The organism is Enterobacter sp. LU1 (assembly GCF_008271405.2).
Lineage (GTDB): Bacteria > Pseudomonadota > Gammaproteobacteria > Enterobacterales > Enterobacteriaceae > Enterobacter > Enterobacter hormaechei_C.
In genome coordinates this window covers 2703573-2728115 of record NZ_CP043438.2, presented here as the reverse complement: position 1 = coordinate 2728115, position 24543 = coordinate 2703573, and the positions used below count along the sequence as shown (strand labels likewise).

21 protein-coding genes are annotated in these 24543 nt (G+C 57.9%); 20 read left to right on the top strand and 1 reads right to left on the bottom strand.

Annotated features, from left to right (window positions below):
• Nucleotides 1–11 precede the first annotated feature (11 nt).
• The 4 genes from motA to cheW are packed head-to-tail and all read left to right on the top strand — an operon-like array spanning nucleotide 12 to nucleotide 4362.
• Nucleotides 12–899, top strand: coding sequence for a flagellar motor stator protein MotA (gene motA, locus FZF21_RS13095; RefSeq protein ID WP_003859696.1), 888 nt, complete (start codon nucleotides 12–14; stop codon nucleotides 897–899).
• On the top strand, nucleotides 896–1825 hold the full coding sequence (gene motB / locus FZF21_RS13090) for a flagellar motor protein MotB (protein WP_017693230.1): 930 nt from the start codon (nucleotides 896–898) through the stop codon (nucleotides 1823–1825). Before motA ends, motB begins: the two co-directional genes overlap by 4 nt.
• A 4-nt stretch (nucleotides 1826–1829) precedes the next feature.
• Entirely contained in the window at nucleotides 1830–3839 is a 2010-nt protein-coding gene (gene cheA, locus FZF21_RS13085; protein ID WP_017384416.1) for a chemotaxis protein CheA, read from the top strand.
• A gap of 19 nt (nucleotides 3840–3858) precedes the next feature.
• Nucleotides 3859–4362, top strand: a complete 504-nt coding sequence (cheW, locus tag FZF21_RS13080; RefSeq protein WP_003859699.1) for a chemotaxis protein CheW — start codon at nucleotides 3859–3861, stop codon at nucleotides 4360–4362.
• A gap of 96 nt (nucleotides 4363–4458) precedes the next feature.
• Here cheW and FZF21_RS13075 read toward each other — a convergent pair whose 3' ends face one another.
• Nucleotides 4459–5718, bottom strand: a complete 1260-nt coding sequence (locus FZF21_RS13075) for a dicarboxylate/amino acid:cation symporter (protein WP_017384415.1) — start codon at nucleotides 5716–5718, stop codon at nucleotides 4459–4461.
• Between the two features lie 427 nt (nucleotides 5719–6145).
• Between FZF21_RS13075 and FZF21_RS13070 the strand changes: the two genes are divergently transcribed.
• From FZF21_RS13070 to FZF21_RS12995, 16 genes are all read left to right on the top strand, one after another.
• A complete protein-coding gene (locus FZF21_RS13070; protein ID WP_017693232.1) occupies nucleotides 6146–6718 on the top strand; it encodes a spore coat protein U domain-containing protein in 573 nt (190 codons plus the stop codon).
• Between the two features lie 7 nt (nucleotides 6719–6725).
• Nucleotides 6726–7274 (top strand): spore coat U domain-containing protein, encoded by a 549-nt coding sequence (locus tag FZF21_RS13065; protein WP_017384414.1) that lies wholly within the window; start codon nucleotides 6726–6728, stop codon nucleotides 7272–7274.
• A gap of 16 nt (nucleotides 7275–7290) precedes the next feature.
• Nucleotides 7291–8052, top strand: a complete 762-nt coding sequence (locus FZF21_RS13060) for a molecular chaperone (protein ID WP_015570266.1) — start codon at nucleotides 7291–7293, stop codon at nucleotides 8050–8052.
• On the top strand, nucleotides 8028–10412 hold the full coding sequence (locus FZF21_RS13055; protein ID WP_149121300.1) for a fimbria/pilus outer membrane usher protein: 2385 nt from the start codon (nucleotides 8028–8030) through the stop codon (nucleotides 10410–10412). The genes FZF21_RS13060 and FZF21_RS13055 overlap by 25 nt, the downstream gene beginning before the upstream one ends.
• Nucleotides 10409–11371, top strand: a complete 963-nt coding sequence (locus tag FZF21_RS13050; RefSeq protein ID WP_047738760.1) for a spore coat U domain-containing protein — start codon at nucleotides 10409–10411, stop codon at nucleotides 11369–11371. The genes FZF21_RS13055 and FZF21_RS13050 overlap by 4 nt, the downstream gene beginning before the upstream one ends.
• Nucleotides 11372–11456: 85 nt before the next feature.
• The gene (tar, locus tag FZF21_RS13045; RefSeq protein ID WP_017384411.1) at nucleotides 11457–13124 is read left to right on the top strand and encodes a methyl-accepting chemotaxis protein II; all 1668 of its coding nucleotides are present in this window, start codon (nucleotides 11457–11459) and stop codon (nucleotides 13122–13124) included.
• A 44-nt stretch (nucleotides 13125–13168) separates the two neighbouring features.
• Nucleotides 13169–14770, top strand: a complete 1602-nt coding sequence (gene tap / locus FZF21_RS13040) for a methyl-accepting chemotaxis protein IV (protein ID WP_017384410.1) — start codon at nucleotides 13169–13171, stop codon at nucleotides 14768–14770.
• Between the two features lie 19 nt (nucleotides 14771–14789).
• Complete coding sequence (cheR, locus tag FZF21_RS13035) at nucleotides 14790–15656, top strand: protein-glutamate O-methyltransferase CheR (protein ID WP_017384409.1); 867 nt, start codon at nucleotides 14790–14792, stop codon at nucleotides 15654–15656.
• Nucleotides 15653–16702: a chemotaxis response regulator protein-glutamate methylesterase gene (locus tag FZF21_RS13030; RefSeq protein WP_014884341.1), complete on the top strand. Its 1050-nt coding sequence runs from the start codon at nucleotides 15653–15655 to the stop codon at nucleotides 16700–16702. Before cheR ends, FZF21_RS13030 begins: the two co-directional genes overlap by 4 nt.
• 17 nt (nucleotides 16703–16719) lie before the next feature.
• A complete protein-coding gene (gene cheY / locus FZF21_RS13025; protein ID WP_000763862.1) occupies nucleotides 16720–17109 on the top strand; it encodes a chemotaxis response regulator CheY in 390 nt (129 codons plus the stop codon).
• A 10-nt stretch (nucleotides 17110–17119) separates the two neighbouring features.
• The gene (gene cheZ, locus FZF21_RS13020) at nucleotides 17120–17764 is read left to right on the top strand and encodes a protein phosphatase CheZ (RefSeq protein WP_003859718.1); all 645 of its coding nucleotides are present in this window, start codon (nucleotides 17120–17122) and stop codon (nucleotides 17762–17764) included.
• 150 nt (nucleotides 17765–17914) lie between these two features.
• Complete coding sequence (flhB, locus tag FZF21_RS13015) at nucleotides 17915–19063, top strand: flagellar biosynthesis protein FlhB (RefSeq protein WP_017693236.1); 1149 nt, start codon at nucleotides 17915–17917, stop codon at nucleotides 19061–19063.
• Nucleotides 19056–21134, top strand: a complete 2079-nt coding sequence (flhA, locus tag FZF21_RS13010; RefSeq protein WP_149121301.1) for a flagellar biosynthesis protein FlhA — start codon at nucleotides 19056–19058, stop codon at nucleotides 21132–21134. The genes flhB and flhA overlap by 8 nt, the downstream gene beginning before the upstream one ends.
• A complete protein-coding gene (locus FZF21_RS13005; protein ID WP_023303901.1) occupies nucleotides 21134–21526 on the top strand; it encodes a flagellar protein FlhE in 393 nt (130 codons plus the stop codon). Before flhA ends, FZF21_RS13005 begins: the two co-directional genes overlap by 1 nt.
• Before the next feature lie 260 nt (nucleotides 21527–21786).
• Nucleotides 21787–23370: an MFS transporter gene (locus tag FZF21_RS13000; RefSeq protein ID WP_045907557.1), complete on the top strand. Its 1584-nt coding sequence runs from the start codon at nucleotides 21787–21789 to the stop codon at nucleotides 23368–23370.
• Between the two features lie 4 nt (nucleotides 23371–23374).
• Entirely contained in the window at nucleotides 23375–24514 is a 1140-nt protein-coding gene (locus tag FZF21_RS12995) for a glycoside hydrolase family 105 protein (protein ID WP_026080697.1), read from the top strand.
• Nucleotides 24515–24543 lie beyond the last annotated feature (29 nt).

Here is a 24543-nt window from a genome sequence, read left to right as displayed (position 1 = left end):
AGGATGATGTCGTGCTTATCTTATTAGGTTACCTGGTAGTTCTCGGTACAGTTTTCGGCGGTTACATGATGACCGGCGGGCACCTTGGAGCACTCTATCAACCGGCTGAACTTGTCATCATCGGCGGTGCAGGGGTAGGGGCTTTTATCGTTGGTAACAACGGCAAATCGATCAAGGGCACGCTGAAGGCGATTCCGCTGCTGTTTCGTCGCTCGAAATACACCAAAAGCATGTATATGGATCTGCTGGCGCTGCTCTATCGCCTGATGGCGAAGTCACGTCAGCAGGGGATGTTCTCGCTGGAGCGGGACATCGAAAACCCGAAAGAGAGCGAAATTTTCGCCAGCTACCCGCGTATTCTGGCCGACGCGATGATGCTCGATTTTATCGTCGATTACCTGCGACTGATCATCAGCGGCAACATGAACACCTTCGAAATTGAAGCCCTGATGGACGAAGAGATCGAAACCCACGAGAGCGAGTCCGAAGTACCGGCCAACAGCCTGGCGCTGGTGGGCGACTCGCTTCCGGCGTTCGGCATCGTGGCGGCGGTCATGGGCGTCGTTCATGCCCTGGCCTCGGCGGATCGCCCGGCGGCTGAACTGGGGGCGCTGATTGCCCACGCGATGGTGGGGACGTTCCTCGGTATTTTACTGGCCTACGGCTTTATCTCCCCGCTGGCGAGCGTGCTGCGCCAGAAGAGCGCCGAAACCACCAAAATGATGCAGTGCGTGAAAATTACGCTGCTCTCAAACCTCAACGGCTATGCGCCACCGATTGCCGTCGAATTTGGTCGTAAGACGCTTTACTCCAGCGAACGTCCGTCGTTTATCGAACTGGAAGAGCACGTGCGCGCGGTGAAAAACCCTAACCAACAGACGACAACTGAGGACGCATGAAAAACCAGTCCCATCCGATCGTCATCGTAAAAAAGCGCAAGCATAAGGGGCACGGGCACGGTTCTCACGGCTCCTGGAAGATCGCGTACGCCGACTTTATGACCGCCATGATGGCCTTCTTTCTGGTGATGTGGCTAATCTCCATCTCCAGCCCGAAAGAGCTTATTCAGATTGCGGAATATTTCAGAACGCCGCTGGCGACGGCGGTTACCGGCGGGCCGCGCATTTCTAACAGCGACAGCCCGATCCCCGGCGGCGGTGACGATTACACCCAGCAGCAGGGTGAAGTGAAAAAACAGCCTAACATCGACGAGCTGAAAAAAAAGATGGAGCAGGCGCGTCTGAAAAAACTGCGCGGTGACCTGGATCAGCTGATTGAAGCAGACCCTAAGCTGCGCGCGCTGCGTCCGCATCTGAAAATTGACCTGGTACAGGAAGGGCTGCGTATTCAGATCATCGACAGCCAGAACCGGCCGATGTTTAAAACCGGCAGCGCCGACGTGGAGCCCTACATGCGCGATATTCTGCGTGCGATTGCACCGGTGCTGAACGGTATTCCAAACCGCATTAGCCTGTCCGGACACACGGATGATTTCCCGTACGCCACGGGAGAGAAAGGATACAGCAACTGGGAGCTTTCTGCCGATCGCGCCAACGCCTCGCGTCGCGAGCTGGTGGCGGGTGGGCTTGATGATGGCAAGGTCCTGCGCGTGGTCGGCATGGCTGCAACCATGCGCCTTACCGACCGCGGACCGGATGACGCCATCAACCGTCGTATCAGTCTTTTAGTGCTGAACCAGCAGGCGGAGCAGGCCATCCTGCATGAAAACGCCGAAAGTCAGAATGAGTCACTGGACGATTTAAAACAGCCTGGGGCCGTCCCTTCGGCTGCCGTTCCAACATCGCCACCAGCCAATCCGAGGTGATAGCGTGAGCATGGATATTACCGATTTTTACCAGACATTTTTTGATGAAGCCGACGAATTGTTGGCCGATATGGAGCAACATTTGCTGGATCTGGTGCCCGAGGCACCGGACTCAGAACAGCTCAATGCCATCTTCCGTGCGGCGCATTCCATTAAAGGCGGTGCCGGAACGTTTGGATTTACCATTTTGCAGGAAACCACCCATTTAATGGAAAACCTGCTGGATGAAGCACGACGCGGTGAGATGCAGCTCAATACCGACATTATCAACCTGTTTTTGGAAACGAAAGATATTATGCAGGAACAGCTCGACGCCTATAAAAGTTCGGCAGAGCCTGATGCCGCCAGCTTTGAATACATCTGCAACGCGCTGCGTCAGTTAGCGCTGGAAGCCAAAGGTGAGGCGTCTGCGCCCGCTGTCCCTGCGGCAAAACTGAGCGTTGTTGACGCCGTGGCCGAACCCGATACGGCGCCTGACGCGCCCGCAGGAAAACTGCGCGTGGTGCTGTCACGTCTGAAGGAGAACGAGGTCAACCTGCTGGAAGAGGAGCTGGGGAACCTGGCGACGCTCAGCAACGTGGTGAAGGGCAAAGACAGCCTGGCCGCGACGCTCGACGGCGGGATCGGCCAGGATGACATCGTGGCGGTGCTCTGCTTCGTGATTGAAGCGGATCAGATTGCGTTTGAAACCGAGGCGGCGGCCGTTGAAGCGCCTGCTCCGGCAGAGAATACCCCTGCGGTAGTTGCCGCTGCCCCGGCCCTGAAAGCCGTGCCAAAAGAGACGGCCGCTCCGGCCCGCGGTGAAAAACCAGCGGCGCGTTCCAGCGAGTCCACGAGCATTCGCGTGGCGGTGGAGAAAGTGGATCAGCTGATCAACCTGGTGGGTGAACTGGTCATCACCCAGTCGATGCTGGCCCAGCGCTCCAACGAGCTGGACCCGGTGACCCATGGCGATCTCATCACCAGCATGGGCCAGTTACAACGTAACGCCCGCGATTTGCAGGAATCGGTGATGTCCATCCGCATGATGCCGATGGAATATGTCTTCAGCCGCTTCCCGCGCCTGGTGCGCGACCTGGCCGGCAAGCTCAACAAACAGATCGAACTCACGCTGATGGGCAGCTCCACCGAGCTGGACAAGAGCCTGATTGAACGCATTATCGATCCGTTAACGCACCTGGTGCGTAACAGCCTCGACCACGGCATCGAGCTGCCGGAAAACCGCGTAGCAGCTGGAAAATCGCCCGTGGGCAACCTGATCCTGTCAGCGGAACATCAGGGCGGCAACATCTGCATCGAAGTGACCGATGATGGCGCCGGCCTGAACCGCGAGCGCATTCTGGCGAAGGCGATTTCGCAGGGAATGGCGGTTAACGAAAACATGACCGACGAAGAGGTGGGCATGCTGATTTTTGCCCCGGGCTTCTCAACCGCAGAGCAGGTCACCGACGTTTCCGGCCGCGGCGTGGGCATGGACGTGGTGAAACGTAACATTCAGGAGATGGGCGGTCACGTTGAGATCCAGTCTAAGCAGGGCGCGGGCACCACGATTCGTATCCTGTTGCCGCTGACGCTGGCCATTCTTGACGGCATGTCCGTTAAAGTGGCGGACGAAGTCTTTATTCTGCCGCTGAACGCGGTGATGGAGTCCCTCCAGCCGCGTGAAGAAGATCTGCATCCGCTGGCGGGCGGCGAGCGCGTGCTCGAAGTGCGCGGCGAGTACCTGCCGCTGGTGGAACTGTGGAAAGTGTTTGAAGTGGACGGGGCAAAAACCGAGGCCACGCAGGGTATCGTTGTGATCCTGCAAAGCGCCGGACGCCGCTACGCGCTGCTGGTCGATCAGCTGATTGGTCAGCATCAGGTGGTGGTTAAGAACCTGGAAAGTAACTACCGAAAAGTGCCGGGGATCTCTGCTGCCACCATCCTGGGTGATGGTAGCGTCGCGCTGATCGTCGATGTATCGGCACTTCAGGGATTAAATCGTGAACAACGTGTGGCGAACACAGCCGCCTGATTAAGTAAAAGGTAATAACATGACCGGTATGAGTAACGTAACGAAACTGGCGGGCGAGCCATCTGGACAGGAATTCCTGGTTTTCACTTTAGGTGATGAAGAGTACGGTATCGACATCCTGAAAGTGCAGGAAATTCGCGGTTACGACCAGGTAACGCGCATTGCGAACACGCCAGCGTTTATCAAGGGTGTGACCAACCTGCGCGGTGTGATTGTGCCTATCGTGGACCTGCGCGTGAAGTTCAGCCAGGGCGATGTGGAGTACAACGATAACACGGTGGTGATCGTCCTGAATCTGGGGCAGCGCGTGGTGGGGATCGTGGTGGATGGCGTGTCTGATGTACTGTCGCTGACTGCCGATCAAATCCGTCCTGCGCCGGAGTTTGCGGTCACGCTGTCGACGGAATACCTGACGGGGCTGGGTGCGCTTGGCGAGCGTATGCTGATTCTGGTGAATATTGAGAAGCTGCTGAACAGCGAAGAGATGGCGCTGCTGGATATCGCGGCGAATCACGTGGCATAAAATAAAGCCGGGTGGCGCTGACGCTTACCCGGCCTACGTGTTCGAGCCATTCGTAGGCCGGGTAAGGCGAAGCCGCCACCCGGCTCTTTTGTATCCTTACGCCTCCTGCTCCACCAGCGCTGATTCCGCTTCCCGCGCCCCTTCATTCTGCGACAGCATCGCCGTCGCAATCCCGTTCCCCAGCACGTTAATGGCCGATCGTCCCATATCCAGGAAATGGTCAATCCCCATCAGCAGCAGGATCCCGGCCACCGGAATGTTAAAGCTCGGAATAGTTGCCGCCAGCACCACCAGCGACGAGCGCGGTACGCCCGCAATCCCTTTCGAGGCCAGCATCAACGTTAACATTAGCACCGTCACCTCGGTGAAACTCAGGTGAATGTTGTATGCCTGGGCGATAAACATCGAGGCGAACGAGCAGTACACCATGGAGCCGACCAGGTTAAACGAGTAGCCGATCGGCAGGACGAAAGAGGCGATATTACGTGAACAGCCGAAGCGCGCTAACTGCTCCAGCGTTTTCGGGTATGCCGCTTCTGAGCTGCTGGTGGTAAACGCGACCAGCACCGGATCTTTCAGCATCGCCACCAGACGGAAAATCTCTTTTTTCAGTACCATGTAACCTACCGCCAGCAATACCAGACAGGTCAGAAGGATCGCCACATAGTAACCGCCAATGAACGAGGCATAGTTCAGCAAAATGCCCAGACCCTGAGTGGCAATCACGGACGAAATCGCGGCAAAAATGGCCAGCGGCGCAACGTACATCACATAGCCCGTCACTTTCAGCATAATGTGGGAGACCACATCCAGCGCCGCCACCAGCGGGGCGTTGAATTTTTGACCTAATGACGCGCCGCCGATGCCGAAGAACATCGAGAAGACCACAATTTGCAGGATCTCATTGTTCGCCATCGCGCCGGCAATGCTGGTTGGAATGGTGTGTGACAGGAAGGCTTTCAGCGACATCCCGCTAACGGCCAGGCCGGTATCAACCGTCTCTGTCGGAATGCTCAGGTTCAGACCGCTGCCGGGTTGTTCAAGGGTAACAATAAACAGCCCCACCAGAATGGAAAGCACGGATGAGCTGATAAACCACACCATCGCTTTACCCCCGACGCGCCCAATCGTCGACGTTTCACCCAGCTTCATAATGCCCACCGTCAGGGTGCTGAACACCAGCGGGGCAATCACCATCTTAATCAGCCGCAGGAAAATATCGGTCAGCAGGGTGATGTTCTCCGACCAGGCCTGTATCGCGTCGGGCGAAGCATACTCATGGATTGCCGCACCTGAAAGAATGCCCGCCAGCATGAAAATCACGATGAAGAGCGTGAGTTTGTTTGCACTTGCCACAAAAAGATCCTCTATGCGCTAAAAGAGTTTCCTGCGTCAATGCATACAAAATTTTTATTTAAGCGCAGGAAAATATTCGGGGCATAAATTGAAGTAAAGCTGCGTGAGTTACAACTTGTTTTTAATTTTTATGAAATTCGTTGTTTTTACAATGACGATATATTGTGACGCGGATCACATTACAGGCGATATATCCTCAAATTAAGCAAGAATAATGCCCGTTTTATTTTGCTAACTCTTTGTAATGTTTGTTAATAGTCTGTTAATTGGAGGGCGGGTGTCTCACCTTCGTTGAAAGTGGTTGAAGCGTGAACCATAAACTAAATTCTCAGTAACCGCGCCGGGGAATGTTTAAGCGGGGCTAACATACTGAACAGTATGAATAAAATAGGGTAAGCGGACCATTATTTCTTCTGGAGGGTGGTAAATGAAAAGAACACTTCTTTTTATCTGCGCGGGTACACTGCTGACGGCGGCGACTGTCGGTCAGGCGCTGGCAGTCACCAGTAGCGGTACTATCGGGGCGACGCTGACGTTGACGAACGGTTGTTTGATCAACGGCTCGCCAACGCAAAACGGCATTAACTTCGGGACACTCGATTTCGGGACCCATCCTGCGACATTCTCCACCCTGACAACCCAGTTAACCGGGGCCAGCGGCGGAAACACCTTTACCATTCAATGTACCACTGCCAGTTACACGGTGGCGATCACCGGCAACACCAACGCGACCGCACCCGGAACCGTTGTCGGCACCCCCGGCACACCCGCCCGCTATCTGGTGAATACCGCCAATGCGGCACAGGGCGTGGCATACAGCCTCTATAGCGACAGCGGGTACAACAACGTGATCGCTAACAACGCCGCGTTGCCCGTTGCCTCCACGGCGGGCGGGGTGGACAGCTATACCCTCTACGGACGCATAACGGGCGGTGGCAATAGCGTAACGGTTGTACCGGGAACCTATACCGACACGATTAACGTCAGCGTCACCTACTGATTCAGCCATGAAGGCATTGTGTTTATGTCTGCGCGAAAGCGCAGAGGGCGTCGTGCACCCTTTTTTGGCCCTGCTCGTCGGGCTGATGATGATCTGCGACGCCGGGGCGGTGACCTCCCAGTCCTTCAGGGTGAGCGCGACGGTAGTACCAGGGTGCTCGGTGAGTACCGGCACGGGCGGGCGCTTTGGGACGCTGGATTTTGGAACCCGTAACGGCGTGGACAACACGCCGGTCAGCACCAGCTTTGTCGCCGACGGCGCGTTGTCCATCGCCTGCACGCCGGGCGTGGCGCTGAGCATGAGCATTGACGGCGGCCAGAATTACAGCTCGGTGCGACGGATGACGCGTTCAGGCGGGACCGAAGTTGTTGGTTACCGGCTCTACAGCAGCAGCTCTCTGGCGGCGAACAGCGAAATTGGGGTTAACCAGGCCATACCGATTACGTATACCAACAGCAATAACATCGCGCTGCCTCTTTTTGGCGTCGCGCTCCTGACGGGGTTTAGCCTGCCGGGAACATATTCAGATCAACTCACCGTGACCTTGTCATGGTAGGAAAGGGAGAACATCGATGAAGCCATTTTTCAGGCGATCGGGCCTGGTGGGTCTGTTGGGGGCAACGGCTCTGGCAGCGGGCCAGGCGCAGGCAGCGGCAACCATTCTTCTGTGGCCCATCGATCCGTGGCTGTCGGCAGAAGCCAGAGCAACTGAATTGTGGATCCAGAATCAGGGCAACAGCGCCACGACAATGCAGGTGCGTATTGTGCGCTGGAAGCAGGAGGGAGGATATGAGCGTTACACCGCCCAGCAGGATGTGGTTGCCAGCCCGCCGATTGTGACCATCGCCAAAGGCAGTAAACAGCTTATACGCCTCATCAAGCAGGGGACGATCCCGTCGGGGGTTGAGCAGGCCTACCGCATTATTGTGGATGAAATTCCCCAGCCGGATGCCAAAGCGGAACCGTCCATGGGTCTCAAACTGCAAATGCGCTATTCGATTCCCTTATTTGTTTATGGGCAGGGGATCCCCACCCTCAACGAAGGGGCGCACCACGCGCTGGCGAATACTCAACAGCTGAGCTGGCGGGTCGTTCAGGAAGGGGGTAAACCCGCGCTTCAGGTCCGCAATCAGGGGGATGTACACGTCCGGCTCAGCCAGGTTGCGGTTGAGCAGGGCGGGCAAAAACGCACGGTTGCCGAGGGGCTGCTGGGTTATGTGCTGCCAGGCAGCACCCGAAGCTGGCCGCTTCCGGCAGGGATTTATCAGCCGAACCGGATGAGCGCGCAAATTAATGCCAGGGATACGCAATGGCAATCGACGCCCGTCAACTGAAACCGGCGATGATGATCCTGCTTTGCGTCAGTACCAGCGCCTTTGCCGAAACCGGCGACGACAGTTTACCGCCGCCGCCGGATGCACGGACGATAAACGGCGAAGCAGTATTCCAGCTCGCCCTGGTGCTGAACCACTATGACACGGGTCTGGTGGTGCCGGTGACGCAGCGTGAGGGCGCCTGGTTTATTTCGGGCGCGGATTTGCTCCGCGCCGGGCTGCCGCCCGCGCATGTGCCAGCCGGAGAGGTGAATCTCTCGACGCTTACGTCGGTACGCGCAGAGTACGACAGCGCGGCCCAGCGCCTGTTGCTGACGGTCCCCCGGGACTGGGTCGCGGCGCGGGTCACGCCTTTCAGTGAGCAGAGCACGCAAAGCAAACCGCACTATGGCCGCGGCGCGCTGCTCAATTACGACGTTTATACCAACCATTCCGAACACACGGGCGGCCAGGCGTCGGTCTGGCACGAGTTCCGCTATTTCAATGAGGATTATTCATTTTCATCGACGGGTTACGCCCGGCAGAATTTCACCGGTAACAGCGGACAGCAGGAAGGGTACGTGCGTTATGACTCTACGTTACTGATCACCAACGAAGAGGATGCCACCACCTGGTCCGCCGGGGACGTCATCAGCGATGCGCTGAGCTGGAGCACCAGCGTGCGCATGGGCGGGATCAGCTACGGGCGCGACTTCTCCCTGCGTCCGGATCTGGTGACCTGGCCGCTGCCGGCGTTTTCCGGCGAGGCGGCTGTCCCGACCTCGGTCGATCTCTTTATTAACGGCTACCGTTCCGGCTCCACCCGCCTTCAGCCGGGGCCGTTTACCCTCACCAATCTGCCGTATATCAACGGTGCTGGCGATGCAGTACTGGTTACCACTGATGCGCTGGGTCGTCAGGTGAGTACCACGCTGCCGTTTTATGTCAGCAGCGATCTGCTTAAGCAGGGGTTAAGCGACGGCGCCGTGACGCTGGGCAGCCTGCGGCGTAACTACGGTATTGAGAATTTTGACTATGGCCCGGCGGCGGGCAGCGGATCGTACCGCTACGGGGTGACCGACTGGCTGACGCTGGAGGGGCATGCGGAAGGGGCGGAGTCGCTGGCGCTTGGCGGCGCGGGCACGGTACTGAAGCTCGGGCGTTTTGGCGTGGTAAATACCTCGTGGACCCAAAGCCGCATGCGCGGCGATAGCGGCGGCCAGATAAACTGGGGCTATCAATACAACACCAGCGAGTTTAGCGTAGCGACCCAGCATACCCGACGTGATCGTGGTTTTGGCAATCTCGCCCTGTACGATCAGCCCACCGTTTATGATGAAAATGATAACCCCGTTGCCAGCCTGAGCCGCAATACCGACCAGTATTCCTTAACCTTTAACCTCGGCGGATACGGCAATATCGGCGCGGCGTGGATCGGCGTTGAGAGTTTTGACAGCCAGAAAACTGAACTGCTCAACCTCTCCTGGAGCCGTAATCTGTGGGGCTCAAGCAGTATTTATCTGGCTGCCAGCCGTGACCAGCAGCGAGGCGACTGGACGGTTGCGCTGTCGTTGCAGGTTCCCCTCGGCGAACGTGACAGCGCCGCCGTCACCTTTGAAAATACCCCTGACGCAGGCAGCACTCAACGCATTAACTACAACCACTCGATGCCTTCAGACGGCGGCTTTAGCTGGAACATGGCCTGGGCCAACCAGTCGCGGTCGAGTAACTATCAGCAGGCCACGCTCGGCTGGCGGAATAACAACGTGGAGCTACAGGGCGGCGGCTACGGTGAGAAGGGCATGATGACCTGGTGGGGCGAGGCGATGGGCTCTGTCGTGCTGATGGACGGTGAGCTGTTTGCGGCGAACAATATCAACGATGCGTTTGTGGTGATCAGCACCGACGGACATCCGGATGTTCCCGTCAGCTACGAAAACCAGCCGGTCGGAAAAACCAATAACAAAGGCTATCTGCTGGTGGGCGGCGTTTCCGCCTATTACCCGGCAAGTTACCGCATTGATACCCTGAACTTACCTGCGGATACCCGGCTGAAAGAGACCGAGCGTCGGGTGGCGATTCGTCGGCATAACGGTTATCTGGTGGATTTCCCGATGGAGCAGGAGCGGGTTGCCAGCGTGATCCTGCACGATGCGCAGGGCAATGCGATCCCGGTAGGAAGCCAGGTCAGACGCGCGTCCCGCAGCAGCGCGGTTGTCGGCTACGACGGCCTCGCCTGGCTGGAAAACCTCAACGACGTGAATCCGCTCGAGGTCATCACCCCGGAGGGTAAACGCTGTACGGCAACGCTGACCGTTGGCGCAAACCCTGAACATAAGCTGCAAACCTACGGTCCGCTGCCCTGTCGGGAGGCGCCGTGAGACGCCTGTTAATCGCGCTCCTGCTGCTGTGCTCCGGCGGCAGCTGGGCGGCCTGTACCGTCAGTACGGTGAATGCCTCGTTTGGCAGCGTCACCTCGTTCGCACTCAGCGGCACCGGGGAAGTGGAAACGACGGGCACGCTGGTGGTGACCTGCGATACCGTTCTCAACCTGTTAACCAACGACTCGGTGACGCTGAATTACACCTCGGCATCCGTCTTCGCGAATAGCCGGGCGACCATGAAGCGTACGGACAACGCGGCTATTACTGATGTCATCCCTGCGCGGCTGTGCGGGGCGTCCGGCTGCGGCGGAAACAGTGAAATACAAATCAGCAAAGCCTATACCTGGAGCGGAAACACGCTGCTCGGGCTGCTGGGTTCAAGGCGCTACAACATTCCCCTTTATTTCCGGACCGTAATGGGGCAGAACGTCACCGCCGGGCCGTATCAGGTGTTGTTAACGTTCAGCATTAACTACAACGTGTGCGCCGTTGGCGCGGTCGGAGCGTGCCTGACCCCGCAAACCGGTACGGCAACCACCTCGATCCTCCTCAACATGACCGTCACCAACGATTGCAGCACCATGACCACGCCGGACGTCAATTTTTACAGCGCGCCGCTGGTGCAAAATTTTCCTACCGTTTCACAGTCGGTTGCCGTCACCTGCACCAAAGGCAGCACCTACACCATAGGCATTAATAATGGGGCAAATGCCCTGAACAACGTGCGTCGTATGGTCAGCGGCAGCAACTTCATGAGTTACGACATCTACAAAGAGGCGACCAGCAACCGCTGGGGTAGCAGCGGCAGCGAGCGCTGGGCCAGCGCCAGCTCATCGCAGGTCAGTACGGACGGGCTTTTACGTACCTACAACTATACCGCCAAAGTTCTGACCAGCCAGGCCACGCCGCCTGCCGGAACCTACACCGACACGCTGATTGTCGACGTCGCATTCTGACTCCCGCGCTTTTCCCTTTCGCAAATGTAAAGTTCCTGTGGCCTGTGCCGATAACACCGTTAATAAATCTATGAGAAGGTGTTGTATGTTGAACCGTATCCGCGTTGTCACAATGCTTATGATGGTGCTGGTCATTTTCGCACTTCTTCAGCTTACTTCTGGCGGCCTCTTTTTCTCGTCGTTAAAACAGAACCAGGACAGCTTCGCGGCCTCGAACGATTTGCGAATGCAGCAAAGCGAACTGACCACGACCTGGGATCTGATGTTGCAGACGCGTATCAACCTGAGCCGCTCGTCTGCCCGCATGATGATGGACCCTAATAACCAGCAGAGCAGCGCAAAAACGGAACTGCTGAAGAATGCGCGCGCCACGCTGGCAGACGCGGCGAAACATTACGACGCCTTCAAAAAAATCGCCCCTCAGCCGGCAATGGCGCAGGCGAGCGCGAACATAGATGAAAAATATCAGGCCTACTTCGCCGGCCTCACGGAGCTGGTGCAGTTCCTGGAGAAGGGCAATATGGACGCCTATTTCGCGCAGCCGACCCAGGGAATGCAGAACGCCCTCGGCGCGGCGCTCGGCGAGTACGCCAAAGCCAGCGGCGAGCTTTATCACTCCGCATTCACGCAAAGCCAGAACGACTACCGTTTCGCTAAATGGCAGATGGCGGTTCTCGCCCTCGCGCTGGTCATCGTACTGGTGGCCGTGTGGTACGGCATTCGTCATATCCTTCTTAACCCGCTTGGCCGCGTCATTGCCCATATCCGTGATATTGGCCGGGGCGATCTCACGAAAACGCTGACTGTTTCTGGGCGCAATGAGATCACCGAGCTGGCAACCAGCGTCGACCATATGCAGCGTTCGCTGATTGATACCGTCGCTAACGTGCGCGAGGGGGCGGATGCCATCTATACCGGCACGAGTGAAATCGCGATGGGCAACAACGATCTCTCGTCCCGTACCGAACAGCAGGCGTCCGCTCTGGAAGAGACGGCGGCCAGCATGGAGCAGCTCACCGCGACCGTGAAGCAGAATGCCGACAACGCCCGCCAGGCGTCGCAGCTTGCAGAAAGCGCGTCCGACACCGCCCAGCGCGGAGGGCGGGTGGTCGACGGCGTGGTGAAAACCATGCATGACATTGCAGACAGCTCGAAGAAAATCGCCGACATCATCAGCGTAATCGACGGCATCGCCTTCCAGACCAATATCCTGGCGCTGAACGCGGCCGTTGAAGCGGCGCGTGCGGGCGAGCAGGGGCGCGGGTTTGCCGTGGTCGCTGGCGAAGTGCGTAACCTCGCCAGCCGCAGCGCCAATGCGGCGAAAGAGATCAAAGCCCTGATTGAAGACTCTGTTTCACGCGTGGATACCGGCTCGGTGCTGGTGGAAAGTGCGGGTGAAACCATGAATGACATCGTGAATGCCGTGACGCGCGTGACGGACATCATGGGTGAAATCGCCTCTGCATCGGATGAGCAGAGTCGTGGTATTGACCAGGTCGCCCTGGCGGTATCGGAAATGGATCGTGTGACGCAGCAAAACGCCGCCCTGGTGCAGGAGTCCGCTGCCGCGGCCGCTGCGCTGGAGGACCAGGCGAGCCGCCTGAAAATGGCCGTCTCGGCGTTCCGTCTTACTTCAAAAACGACAAATACGGTCAGCTCGCGGTCGGCGTACAGCGAAGCAACCCCGGCGCCCGTGACAACACGTACGCGCGCAGCGGTGACCGGACAAGATGAAAACTGGGAAACATTTTGACTGACAATTAAACCGCGGCTGCTTGCCGCTTGATGGGAGCGTGGATGTTAAATCGTATTCGTATCTCGACCACACTGTTTTTGATTCTGATCCTGTGTGGGGTTTTGCAGGTTGGCAGTAACGGGTTGTCTTTCTGGGCGTTTCGCGATGGCTATCAGAATTTGCAGGAAGTTGAGACGAGTAATCAGCAGCGCTCCGCACTGGCACAAACGCGTGCCGTGCTGTTGCAGGCAAGCACGGCGCTGAACAAAGCAGGGACGTTAACCGCGCTGAGCTATCCGCCGGAGGATATTAAGGCGCTGATGGTCGTGGCCCGCAGCAGCCTGAAGCAGGCCGACGCGCAGTTTAAGGCCTTTACGGCGCAGGAGGCGGTCAGTGAGAAAGAGAAAGCGCTGAAAGTCGCCATGAAAAAGACCTTTGATGTGTGGTACGGCGATCTCGACCATCAGGCGACGTGGCTGGAGAACAACCAGCTTTCTGACTTCCTGACCGCGCCGGTGCAGGCGTCTCAGGCGGCGTTCGACGATAGCTTTAACGCCTGGCAGCAGGATATTAACCAGTTTGTGGCGCGTGCCGGTGCGGACAGCCGTACCAGCTACCGCATGTCAGGGGCGATTTTCCTGACCATGGTGATCCTGGCCGCCCTGCTGACCGGCGGCTCGCTGTGGTGGTCGCGCAAAATGATCGTCCAGCCGCTGGCCATCGTCAGAAGCCACTTCGACAGTATGGCGAAGGGCGATCTGGCGCGTCCGGTGGCCGTGTATGGCAGGAATGAAATATCAGCGATTTTCGCCAGCCTGAAGGCGATGCAGGGGTCGCTGCGGGAAACGGTAAGCAACGTTCGCCAGGGCAGTTACGCCATGCATACCGGGATCTCCGAGATTGCGGCAGGCAATAACGATCTCTCATCCCGCACCGAACAGCAGGCGGCATCGCTGGCGCAGACGGCGGCCAGCATGGAGCAGCTGACCGCGACGGTAAGCCAGAACGCCGATAACGCGCGTCAGGCGTCCGACTTGTCAAAACAGGCGGCGATGACGGCGAAACGTGGGGGCGATCAGGCCTCTCACGTCGCCAGCACGATGCAGGAGATTGCCGCCAGCTCGCAGAAAATTGGCGACATTATCAGCGTCATCGACGGTATCGCGTTCCAGACCAATATTCTGGCGCTGAACGCGGCCGTTGAAGCGGCGCGTGCCGGGGAGCAGGGGCGCGGGTTCGCGGTGGTTGCCGGTGAAGTCCGAAACCTCGCCAGCCGCAGCGCCAATGCGGCGAAAGAGATCAAAGGGCTGATAGAAGAGTCGGTCTCCCGCGTTCAGCAGGGCTCCGCGCTGGTGGATACCGCCGCGCAGACCATGCACGAGATTGTCACCTCCGTGACGCGGGTTAACGACATTATGGGCGAGATTGCCTCGGCGTCTGATGAACAACGCCGTGGTATTGAGCAGGTGGCGCAGGCCGTTACACAGATGGATCAGGTTACGCAGCAGAACGCCTCACTGGTGGAAGAGGCGGCGGCGGCTACCGATCAGCTGGCAAACCAGGCGGATCACCTTACCGGGTTGGTCGCCGTATTTAATGTGAAAGAGCACGTTGAAGCAGTAACAGAAGTCGGACGGTCACAGGCCGTGCCCGTTGTATCCTGAATGTGATTAAGAAGGCGCTATGACATCACCCATGCCCTCAGGGCAAACGTCATTATTGTTGCAGATGACACAGCGCCTCGCGCTGTCCGACGCGCATTTTCGTCGGATATGTCAGTTAATCTACCAGCGTGCGGGGATCGTGCTTGCGGACCATAAGCGAGACATGGTCTACAACCGGCTGGTGCGGCGCTTGCGTACGCTGGGGCTGGATGATTTTGGCCGCTATCTGAGCATGCTCGAAGCGAACCAGAACAGCGCCGAATGGCAGGCATTTATCAACTCATTAACCACCAACCTGACCGCGTTTTTCCGCGAGGCGCATCACTTCCCGGTGCTGGCGGAACACGCCCGTCGCCGTAGCGGAGAGTATCGCGTCTGGAGCGCGGCGGCCTCTACCGGGGAAGAACCGTACTCGCTGGCCATCACCCTGGCGGACACCCTGGGCATGGCGCCGGGCCGCTGGAAAGTGTACGCCAGCGACATCGATACCGAAGTGCTGGAAAAAGCCCGTAACGGCGTTTATCGCCAGGATGAGCTTAAAACGCTGTCTCCTCAGCAGCTACAGCGTTACTTCATGCGCGGTACCGGCCCGCATGAAGGACTGGTGCGCGTACGCCAGGAGCTGGCGAACTGCGTGGAATTTGCTCCCGTTAATTTACTGGATAAGCAGTACAACGTGCCGGGGCCATTCGACGCCATTTTTTGCCGTAACGTGATGATCTATTTTGATAAAACGACGCAACAGGACATCCTGCGTCGCTTTGTTCCGTTGCTCAAGCCTGACGGTTTACTGTTTGCCGGGCACTCGGAAAACTTCAGCAACCTCGTGCGTGAGTTTAGCCTGCGTGGGCAAACGGTATATGCGCTGAGTAAGGAAAAAGCATGAGTAAAATCAGGGTATTGTCTGTCGATGATTCGGCGCTGATGCGTCAGATCATGACCGAAATCATCAATAGCCACAGCGATATGGAGATGGTGGCGACAGCACCCGATCCGCTGGTCGCGCGGGATTTAATCAAAAAATATAACCCCGACGTGCTGACGCTGGATGTTGAAATGCCGCGCATGGATGGCATCGATTTCCTGGAAAAATTAATGCGCCTGCGCCCGATGCCGGTGGTGATGGTGTCATCTCTGACCGGTAAAGGTTCAGAAATCACCCTGCGCGCGCTGGAGCTGGGGGCGGTGGATTTTGTCACCAAGCCGCAGCTCGGCATTCGCGAGGGGATGCTGGCGTACAGCGAGATGATCGCCGAGAAAATCCGTACCGCGTCGCGCGCAAAACTCGCGGCCCACAAGCCGATGGCAGCTCCGGCAACCCTGAAGGCAGGGCCGTTACTCAGCTCGGAAAAGTTGCTGGTCATTGGGGCGTCAACCGGAGGAACAGAGGCAATTCGCCATGTACTCCAGCCATTGCCGCTCTCAAGCCCGGGTATTCTGATCACGCAACATATGCCGCCAGGGTTTACCCGTTCGTTCGCGGAGCGCCTGAATAAGCTGTGCCAGATCAGCGTGAAAGAGGCGGAAGACGGCGAGCGCGTGCTGCCGGGTCACGCCTATATCGCCCCGGGTGACAAGCACATGGAGCTGGCGCGCAGCGGGGCGAACTATCAAATCAAAATTCATGACGGGCCGCCGGTTAACCGGCACCGTCCGTCGGTGGATGTGCTGTTTCATTCGGTGGCGAAACATGCGGGGCGCAACGCCGTTGGGGTGATCCTGACGGGGATGGGCAACGACGGCGCCGCCGGAATGCTTGCGATGCACCAGGCTGGTGCCTGGACGATTGCGCAGAATGAAGCAAGTTGTGTGGTGTTCGGCATGCCGCGCGAGGCCATCAATATGGGTGGCGTAAGCGAAGTGGTCGATCTTAGCCAGGTAAGCCAGCAGATGCTGGCGAAAATCAGTGCCGGACAGGCAATACGTATTTGACTCAGGAGTATTATTTTATGGCGGATAAAGAGCTTAAGTTTTTGGTTGTGGATGACTTTTCCACCATGCGTCGCATTGTGCGCAACCTGCTGAAAGAGCTGGGCTTCAACAATGTTGAAGAAGCAGAAGACGGGGTGGATGCGCTGAACAAACTCCAGGCTGGCGGGTTTGGTTTTGTGATTTCCGACTGGAACATGCCGAACATGGACGGTCTCGAACTGCTGAAAACCATCCGCGCGGATGCGGGCATGGCCTCTTTGCCGGTGCTGATGGTGACCGCAGAAGCGAAGAAAGAGAACATTATTGCCGCTGCACAGGCGGGCGCAAGCGGCTACGTGGTGAAGCCATTCACCGCGGCGACTCTGGAAGAGAAGCTCGGGAAGATCTTCGAGAAACTCGGCATGTGAGGTGATGGATATGTTGCAACCTGCTATGAAACCCGTTGAAGAACATTCGCCGAGCGACATTATTGCCCGCATTGGTAGCCTGACCCGCATGCTGCGCGACAGCCTGCGCGAGCTGGGGCTGGACCAGGCTATCGCCGAAGCGGCGGAAGCCATCCCTGACGCGCGCGACCGTCTGGACTACGTCGTACAGATGACCGCGCAGGCGGCCGAGCGTGCGCTGAACAGCGTTGAAGCCTCGCAGCCGCACCAGGATGCGATGGAGAAGGGTGCGAAAGCGCTGAGCAAACGCTGGGATGAGTGGTTTGAGAACCCTATTGAGCTGGCGGATGCCCGCGAACTGGTAACGGATACCCGTCAGTACCTGGGTGACGTGCCGGGGCACACCAGCTTCACCAATGCCCAACTGCTGGACATCATGATGGCACAGGATTTCCAGGACCTCACCGGCCAGGTGATCAAGCGCATGATGGATGTGATTCAGGAGATTGAACGTCAGCTGCTGATGGTGCTGCTGGAGAACATACCGGAACCGGCTGCCCGTCCGAAACGCGAGAACGAAAGCCTGCTCAATGGTCCACAGCTTGACACCAGCAAAGCGGGCGTGGTGGCAAGCCAGGATCAGGTGGACGATCTGCTGGACAGTCTTGGTTTCTGATTGCCCGTTTTGCCTCAGGTCGTTAACGCGGCCTGAGGCAGCTCAGAATAAAAACAGCGAAAAGAGCCCGAATAAACGGGCTTTTCCCGCCATTGGATTTTCTCTGCGCTGGCATGATACCCGTGAATTAATGGGCTGCGAGCAGGCACAGTGGCAGAAGAGAACGACGACAAAACAGAAGCCCCCACACCCCACCGACTTGAAAAAGCCCGTGAGGATGGGCAGATCCCCCGATCCCGAGAGCTGACATCCCTGCTGATCCTGGTGGTGGGCGTCTGCATAATCTGGTGGGGCGGGGAGATGCTCGCCCGCAGACTGGCGGGAATGCTCTCGGCTGGCTTACGTTTTGATCACAGCATGGTCAATGACCCCAATCTGATCCTCATTCAGATCATCAACCTTGTGAAAAGCGCGATGCTCGCCTTGCTGCCGCTGATCGCGGGCGTGGTCATCGTGGCCCTGGTTTCGCCGGTCATGCTCGGTGGCCTGGTGTTCAGCGGAAAATCGCTGCAACCGAAATTCTCTAAGCTCAATCCGTTCCCCGGCATTGCGAAAATGTTTTCCGCGCAAACCGGGGCTGAGCTTCTTAAAGCGATCCTGAAATCGCTTCTTATGGGCAGTACCGCCGGGTTTTTTCTGTGGCACCACTGGCCGGAGATGATGCGCCTCATCAGCGAGTCCCCGATGACGGCGATGAAGAATGCCCTGAACCTGGTCGGGTTATGCTCGCTGCTGGTGGTACTCAGCATTATTCCGATGGTGGCGTTCGACGTTATCTTCCAGATCTATTCCCATATCAAAAAGCTGCGAATGTCGCGTCAGGACATCCGCGATGAATATAAACAGATGGAAGGCGACCCGCACGTTAAGGGCCGTATCCGCCAGATGCAGCGCGCCGCCGCGCGTCGGCGCATGATGGAAGATGTGCCGAAAGCCGACGTCATCGTCACCAACCCGACCCACTACTCCGTGGCGCTTCAGTACGACGAAAACAAAATGAGCGCGCCGAAAGTGGTGGCGAAAGGGGCCGGACTGATTGCGCTGCGCATTCGTGAAATCGCCACGGAAAACCGTGTGCCGATCCTGGAAGCACCGCCGCTGGCTCGCGCGCTGTATCGCCACGCGGAAATTGGACAACAGATCCCGGGCCAGCTCTACGCCGCTGTCGCAGAGGTGCTGGCCTGGGTGTGGCAACTGAAACGCTGGCGTTTAGCGGGCGGTCAACGACCTGTAAAACCTGAGAACCTTCCGGTGCCTGAAGCACTGGATTTTTTGAACGAGAAGGACACTGATGGCTAATCTGGTGGCAATGTTGCGCCTGCCCGGCAACCTGAAATCGACGCAATGGCAGATCCTTGCCGGACCGATTCTGATCCTGCTAATTCTGTCGATGATGGTGCTGCCGTTACCGGCATTTATCCTCGACCTGCTTTTCACCTTCAACATTGCGTTGTCCATCATGGTGTTGCTGGTGGCGATGTTCACCCAGCGCACGCTGGAGTTCGCCGCGTTTCCAACGATCCTGCTGTTCACCACGCTGCTGCGCCTGGCGCTGAACGTTGCCTCCACGCGTATCATCCTGATGGAAGGGCACACCGGCGCGGCGGCGGCGGGCAAGGTGGTCGAAGCCTTCGGTCACTTCCTGGTGGGCGGCAACTTCGCCATCGGTATCGTGGTGTTCGTCATTCTGGTGATTATTAACTTCATGGTTATCACTAAAGGGGCGGGGCGTATCGCAGAAGTGGGCGCGCGCTTCGTGCTCGACGGGATGCCGGGCAAGCAGATGGCCATCGACGCGGACCTGAATGCCGGGCTGATCGCGGAAGATGAAGCGAAAAAACGCCGTGCTGAAGTGACCCAGGAGGCAGATTTCTACGGCTCCATGGACGGTGCGAGTAAGTTTGTGCGCGGTGACGCCATCGCGGGCATTCTGATCATGGTGATTAACGTCGTCGGCGGCCTGCTTGTCGGCGTGCTGCAACACGGCATGGACATGGGCCACGCAGCGGAAAGCTATACGCTGCTGACCATTGGTGATGGTCTGGTGGCGCAGATCCCGGCGCTGGTGATCTCCACCGCGGCGGGCGTGATTGTGACTCGCGTCAGTACCGATCAGGACGTGGGCGAGCAGATGGTGGGGCAGCTCTTCAGCAACCCGCGCGTTATGCTGCTCTCCGCGGCGGTGCTGGGCCTGCTCGGTATGGTGCCGGGCATGCCAAACCTGGTATTCCTGCTGTTCACCGCTGCGCTGCTGGGGCTTGCCTGGTGGATGCGTGGCCGGGAAACGCAGCCTAAGGCAGAGCCTGCGCCGGTCAAAATGCCTGAGAACACCCAGGCGGTGGAAGCCACCTGGAACGACGTACAGCTCGAAGATTCGCTGGGGATGGAAGTGGGGTACCGCCTGATCCCGATGGTGGATTTCCAGCAGGATGGTGAGCTGCTTGGCCGTATCCGCAGCATTCGTAAAAAATTCGCCCAGGATATGGGCTTCCTGCCGCCGGTGGTCCACATCCGGGACAATATGGATCTCCCGCCCGCGCGCTACCGCATCCTGATGAAAGGGGTGGAAATCGGCAGCGGTGATGCGTACCCCGGCCGCTGGCTGGCGATTAACCCGGGCACCGCCGCAGGCACGCTGCCGGGTGAGCAGACGACCGACCCGGCCTTTGGTCTGGCGGCAATCTGGATTGAGAGCGCCCTGAAAGAGCAGGCCCAGATTCAGGGTTACACGGTCGTTGAGGCCAGTACCGTGGTGGCGACGCACCTCAACCACCTGATTGGCCAGTTCTCCGCGGAACTGTTTGGACGTCAGGAGGCGCAGCAGCTGCTCGACCGCGTAACGCAGGAGATGCCGAAGCTGACCGAAGATTTGGTGCCGGGCATACTGACCTTAACCACCCTGCACAAAGTGCTGCAAAATCTGCTCGATGAGAAGGTGCCCATTCGCGATATGCGTACCATCCTTGAGACGCTGGCCGAACATGCGCCGCTGCAAAGCGATCCGCACGAACTGACGGCGGTGGTGCGCGTGGCGCTCGGACGCGCCATTACCCAGCAATGGTTCCCGGGAACCGGCGAAGTGCAGGTCATTGGCCTGGACACGCCGCTGGAACGTCTGCTGCTTCAGGCGTTGCAGGGCGGTGGCGGGCTGGAGCCGGGTCTGGCGGACAGATTACTGGCGCAAACCCAGGAGGCGCTGGCGCGTCAGGAGATGCTGGGCGCGCCGCCGGTGCTGCTGGTGAATCACGCGCTGCGTCCGTTGCTGTCGCGCTTCCTGCGCCGGAGCCTGAACCAGCTGGTAGTGCTGTCGAATATGGAGCTGTCCGATAACCGCAATATTCGCATGACGGCGACCATAGGAGGGAAATAATGCGTAAGTGGCTGTGGATCTTACTTTTCCCGCTGGCGGCGCAGGCCGCAGGCGAGGGGGCATGGCAGGCCAGCAGTATCGGCTTGACGCTCAACCATCGGGGTGAGTCGATCTCCTCCCGTCCGCTGTCCGCCTCTGAGCCCGTGTCCGGGCAGATGACGCTGGTGGCCTGGAATTACACCCTGACGGGACCCACACCGGCCGGGTTGCGGGTGCGGCTGTGCTCGCTGACCCGCTGCGCGGAAATCGAGGGTCAACGTGGCACTACCCAGGCCTTCAACGGGGTGTCTGCTCAGGAGCCTTTACGCTTTATCTGGGAAGTGCCAGGCGGTGGACGTCTGATCCCGGCGCTGAAGGTTCAGCGCAACGAGGTGCTCGTCAACTACCGCTAACTGCCCGCCTTTTCGCCAGTCTCCAGGCATTTCTGAAGGCTGGCTCGCAAAAATGACCTTCCCTTTTGATACAAAAGAAACGCTGTTTTATAAATCAGTGACACGCGTATTGACACTCTTTGCGTTTTTGCCATTCACCACTTTGTGATGGCAGAAACAGAAAGGTATCAACAGGTCGATACTTTTACTGTAGCCGTGTAAAAACTCCCGGACGAGGTTGCTTACAGGGAGTCTCCCAAAACTGATTAGGGTTGACGGCAATGAAAACACGTAAAATTGGACTCGCAAATTATTTTGCTTACGGGTCAGGGGACTTCCTCGGGGCGGGGACTACCGCCCTGACGGCCGCCTGGCTTTTGTATTTTTATACCACCTTCTGTGGACTCACACCGATTGAAGCAACCTTTATCTTCGCTGCCGCAAGGGTGCTGGATGCGGTTGTCAGCCCGTTAATGGGCTTTTTAACCGATAACTTTGGCACCACCTGGCTGGGCAAGCGTTTTGGCCGTCGTAAGTTCTTCATCCTGCTCGGTATTCCCTGCGTTTTCAGCTACTCGCTGATGTGGGTAGGGGACATGAGTTTCTGGTACTACCTGCTGACCTATCTGATCTTTGATATCGTCTACACCATGATCCTGGTGCCGTACGAAACGCTGGTGCCGGAGATGACGGACGATTTCAAACAGAAAACAAAATTCTCCGGGGCGCGTATCTCTATGGCGCAGATGTCCGCCATTCTGGCCTCCTTCCTGCCGGGGATCCTGCTCACGCATTTCGGCAAAGACAACGCGATCTCCTTCTTCTATGCAAGCCTGGTCTTCTCCGTACTCTGCGCGCTGATGCTTACTTTCGTCTGGTTCTTCACCTGGGAGCGTCCGCGGGAAGAGTGGTCTGAAGCGGCCCTGCGTGCCGAGGAAGAGAAGAAAAAGCTGACCCTGGGCCAGAGCCTGAACCGTCTTTTTGTCGAATTAAGTTCGACGCTGCGCATCAAGATTTTCCGGCAGCATCTGGGGATGTACCTTGGCGGCTACATCGCCCAGGACGTCTTTAATGCGGTGTTCACCTATTACGTGGTATTTGTGCTGATGCAGGAGGCGTCAATGGCGTCCAACCTGCTGGGCACGATGGCCATCTTCCAGTTCCTCGCCGTGATCGGCATGATCCCGCTGTGCATTCGCTTCGGACCTGCGCCGTCTTACCGCATGGTGGTCGTGCTGTTTGGTCTGGCCTCGCTCTCTTACGCGGTGCTTTATTACGCGGGCCTGAGCGACGTTTACGCTCTGCTGCTGCTGATCTCTGCGGTTGCCGGTCTTGGCCGCGGGGGTATCAACTACGTACCGTGGAATACCTACACCTACATTGCTGACGTGGACGAAGTGATCACCGGTCAGCGTCGCGAAGGGATCTTCGCGGGCATCATGACGCTGACCCGTAAAGCGTCTCAGGCCGGTGCGGTGATGCTGGTGGGGATCGTAATGCAGATGTCGGGCTTTGTCAGCGGGCAAAAAGTACAGCCTGCGGAAGTGAGCCACACCATTCTGATGATCCTGAGCGTTGGCACTATTCTGGTGCTGTTCTGCGGCTTCCTTGTCTCCCTGCGCTTCAAACTCAATTTGCAGACTCACAGCACCCTGCGTGAAGAGACCGCGAAAATGCGCGAGTCCGGCCATGCGATGCCAGAGGCGGTGACCCCGCAGGCCCGCGCTACCGTGGAGATTCTGGCGGGAATGCCGTATGAATCCCTGTGGGGCAACAACAACATCGGTTATCTGAATCGCAATAAGCCGGCGGCCCCTTCGCTGAAGGATCGCGCGGTACTGAATTCGACATACAACAGAGGTTAAGATGATGAAAGTTTGGCCTGTCAAACATAGCCCGTTACTGCGTCAGCCTGAGCGCTTTATCGCCAGGGATGAGCTGAAATCGCTGATTCAAAAGGTGACGCATAACCTGGTCAATATCCACGACAAAACGGGTGAGTTTTTGCTGCGGCTGGACGACGGGCGCGTGATCGACACCAAAGGCTGGGCCGGATGGGAATGGACCCACGGCGTCGGTTTATACGGTATCTGGCAGTATTACTGCCAGACCGGTGACGAAGGCATGCGCGAGATTATCGACAGCTGGTTTGCTGACCGTTTCGCTGAAGGCGCAACCACCAAAAACGTGAATACCATGTCGCCGTTCCTGACGCTGGCGTATCGCTACGAAGAGACCAAAAACCCGGCCTGGCTGCCGTGGCTGGAAAGTTGGGCGGAATGGGCGATGAATGAGATGCCGCGCACCGAACATGGCGGCATGCAGCACATCACCCTGGCGGAAGAGAACCATCAGCAGATGTGGGATGACACGCTGATGATGACGGTGCTGCCGCTGGCGAAAATCGGCAAGCTGCTGAACAAGCCGGAGTACGTCGAGGAGGCGATCTATCAGTTCCTGCTCCACGTACAGAATCTGATGGATCGGGAGACCGGGCTGTGGTTCCACGGCTGGAATTACGACGGCAATCACAACTTTGCCCGGGCCCGCTGGGCGCGCGGCAACAGCTGGCTGACCATCGTGATCCCGGATTTCCTCGAGCTGGTGGATCTGCCGGAAAACAACGCCGTTCGTCGCTATCTGGTGCAGGTACTGAACGCGCAGATCGCCGCACTGGCAAAATGTCAGGACGAGAGCGGATTGTGGCATACGCTGCTGGACGATCCTGATTCTTATCTGGAGGCGTCGGCCACGGCAGGGTTTGCTTACGGCATTCTGAAAGCCGTGCGCAAGCGTTATGTCGGCGCAGAGTACGCAGAGGTGGCGGAGAAAGCGATTCGCGGCATCGTGCAAAACATCTCGCCGGAAGGGGAGCTGCTGCAAACGTCCTTCGGGACGGGGATGGGGAGCGATCTGGCGTTTTACCGCCAGATACCGCTGACCTCGATGCCGTATGGCCAGGCAATGGCGATTCTGTGTCTGACGGAATATTTGCGGAAATATTTCTGATAATAAAAAACCCGGCGCTCGCCGGGTTT

Bases quoted from the DNA above. Each gene is read 5' to 3' on its own strand.
- motB (WP_017693230.1), top strand. From the start codon at position 896: ATGAAAAACCAGTCCCATCCGATCGTCATCGTAAAAAAGCGCAAGCAT.
- cheW (WP_003859699.1), top strand. From the start codon at position 3,859: ATGACCGGTATGAGTAACGTAACGAAACTGGCGGGCGAGCCATCTGGA.
- FZF21_RS13070 (WP_017693232.1), top strand. From the start codon at position 6,146: ATGAAAAGAACACTTCTTTTTATCTGCGCGGGTACACTGCTGACGGCG.
- FZF21_RS13065 (WP_017384414.1), top strand. From the start codon at position 6,726: ATGAAGGCATTGTGTTTATGTCTGCGCGAAAGCGCAGAGGGCGTCGTG.
- FZF21_RS13060 (WP_015570266.1), top strand. From the start codon at position 7,291: ATGAAGCCATTTTTCAGGCGATCGGGCCTGGTGGGTCTGTTGGGGGCA.
- FZF21_RS13055 (WP_149121300.1), top strand. From the start codon at position 8,028: ATGGCAATCGACGCCCGTCAACTGAAACCGGCGATGATGATCCTGCTT.
- tar (WP_017384411.1), top strand. From the start codon at position 11,457: ATGTTGAACCGTATCCGCGTTGTCACAATGCTTATGATGGTGCTGGTC.
- tap (WP_017384410.1), top strand. From the start codon at position 13,169: ATGTTAAATCGTATTCGTATCTCGACCACACTGTTTTTGATTCTGATC.
- cheR (WP_017384409.1), top strand. From the start codon at position 14,790: ATGACATCACCCATGCCCTCAGGGCAAACGTCATTATTGTTGCAGATG.
- FZF21_RS13030 (WP_014884341.1), top strand. From the start codon at position 15,653: ATGAGTAAAATCAGGGTATTGTCTGTCGATGATTCGGCGCTGATGCGT.
- cheY (WP_000763862.1), top strand. From the start codon at position 16,720: ATGGCGGATAAAGAGCTTAAGTTTTTGGTTGTGGATGACTTTTCCACC.
- cheZ (WP_003859718.1), top strand. From the start codon at position 17,120: ATGTTGCAACCTGCTATGAAACCCGTTGAAGAACATTCGCCGAGCGAC.
- flhA (WP_149121301.1), top strand. From the start codon at position 19,056: ATGGCTAATCTGGTGGCAATGTTGCGCCTGCCCGGCAACCTGAAATCG.
- FZF21_RS13005 (WP_023303901.1), top strand. From the start codon at position 21,134: ATGCGTAAGTGGCTGTGGATCTTACTTTTCCCGCTGGCGGCGCAGGCC.
- FZF21_RS13000 (WP_045907557.1), top strand. From the start codon at position 21,787: ATGAAAACACGTAAAATTGGACTCGCAAATTATTTTGCTTACGGGTCA.
- FZF21_RS12995 (WP_026080697.1), top strand. From the start codon at position 23,375: ATGAAAGTTTGGCCTGTCAAACATAGCCCGTTACTGCGTCAGCCTGAG.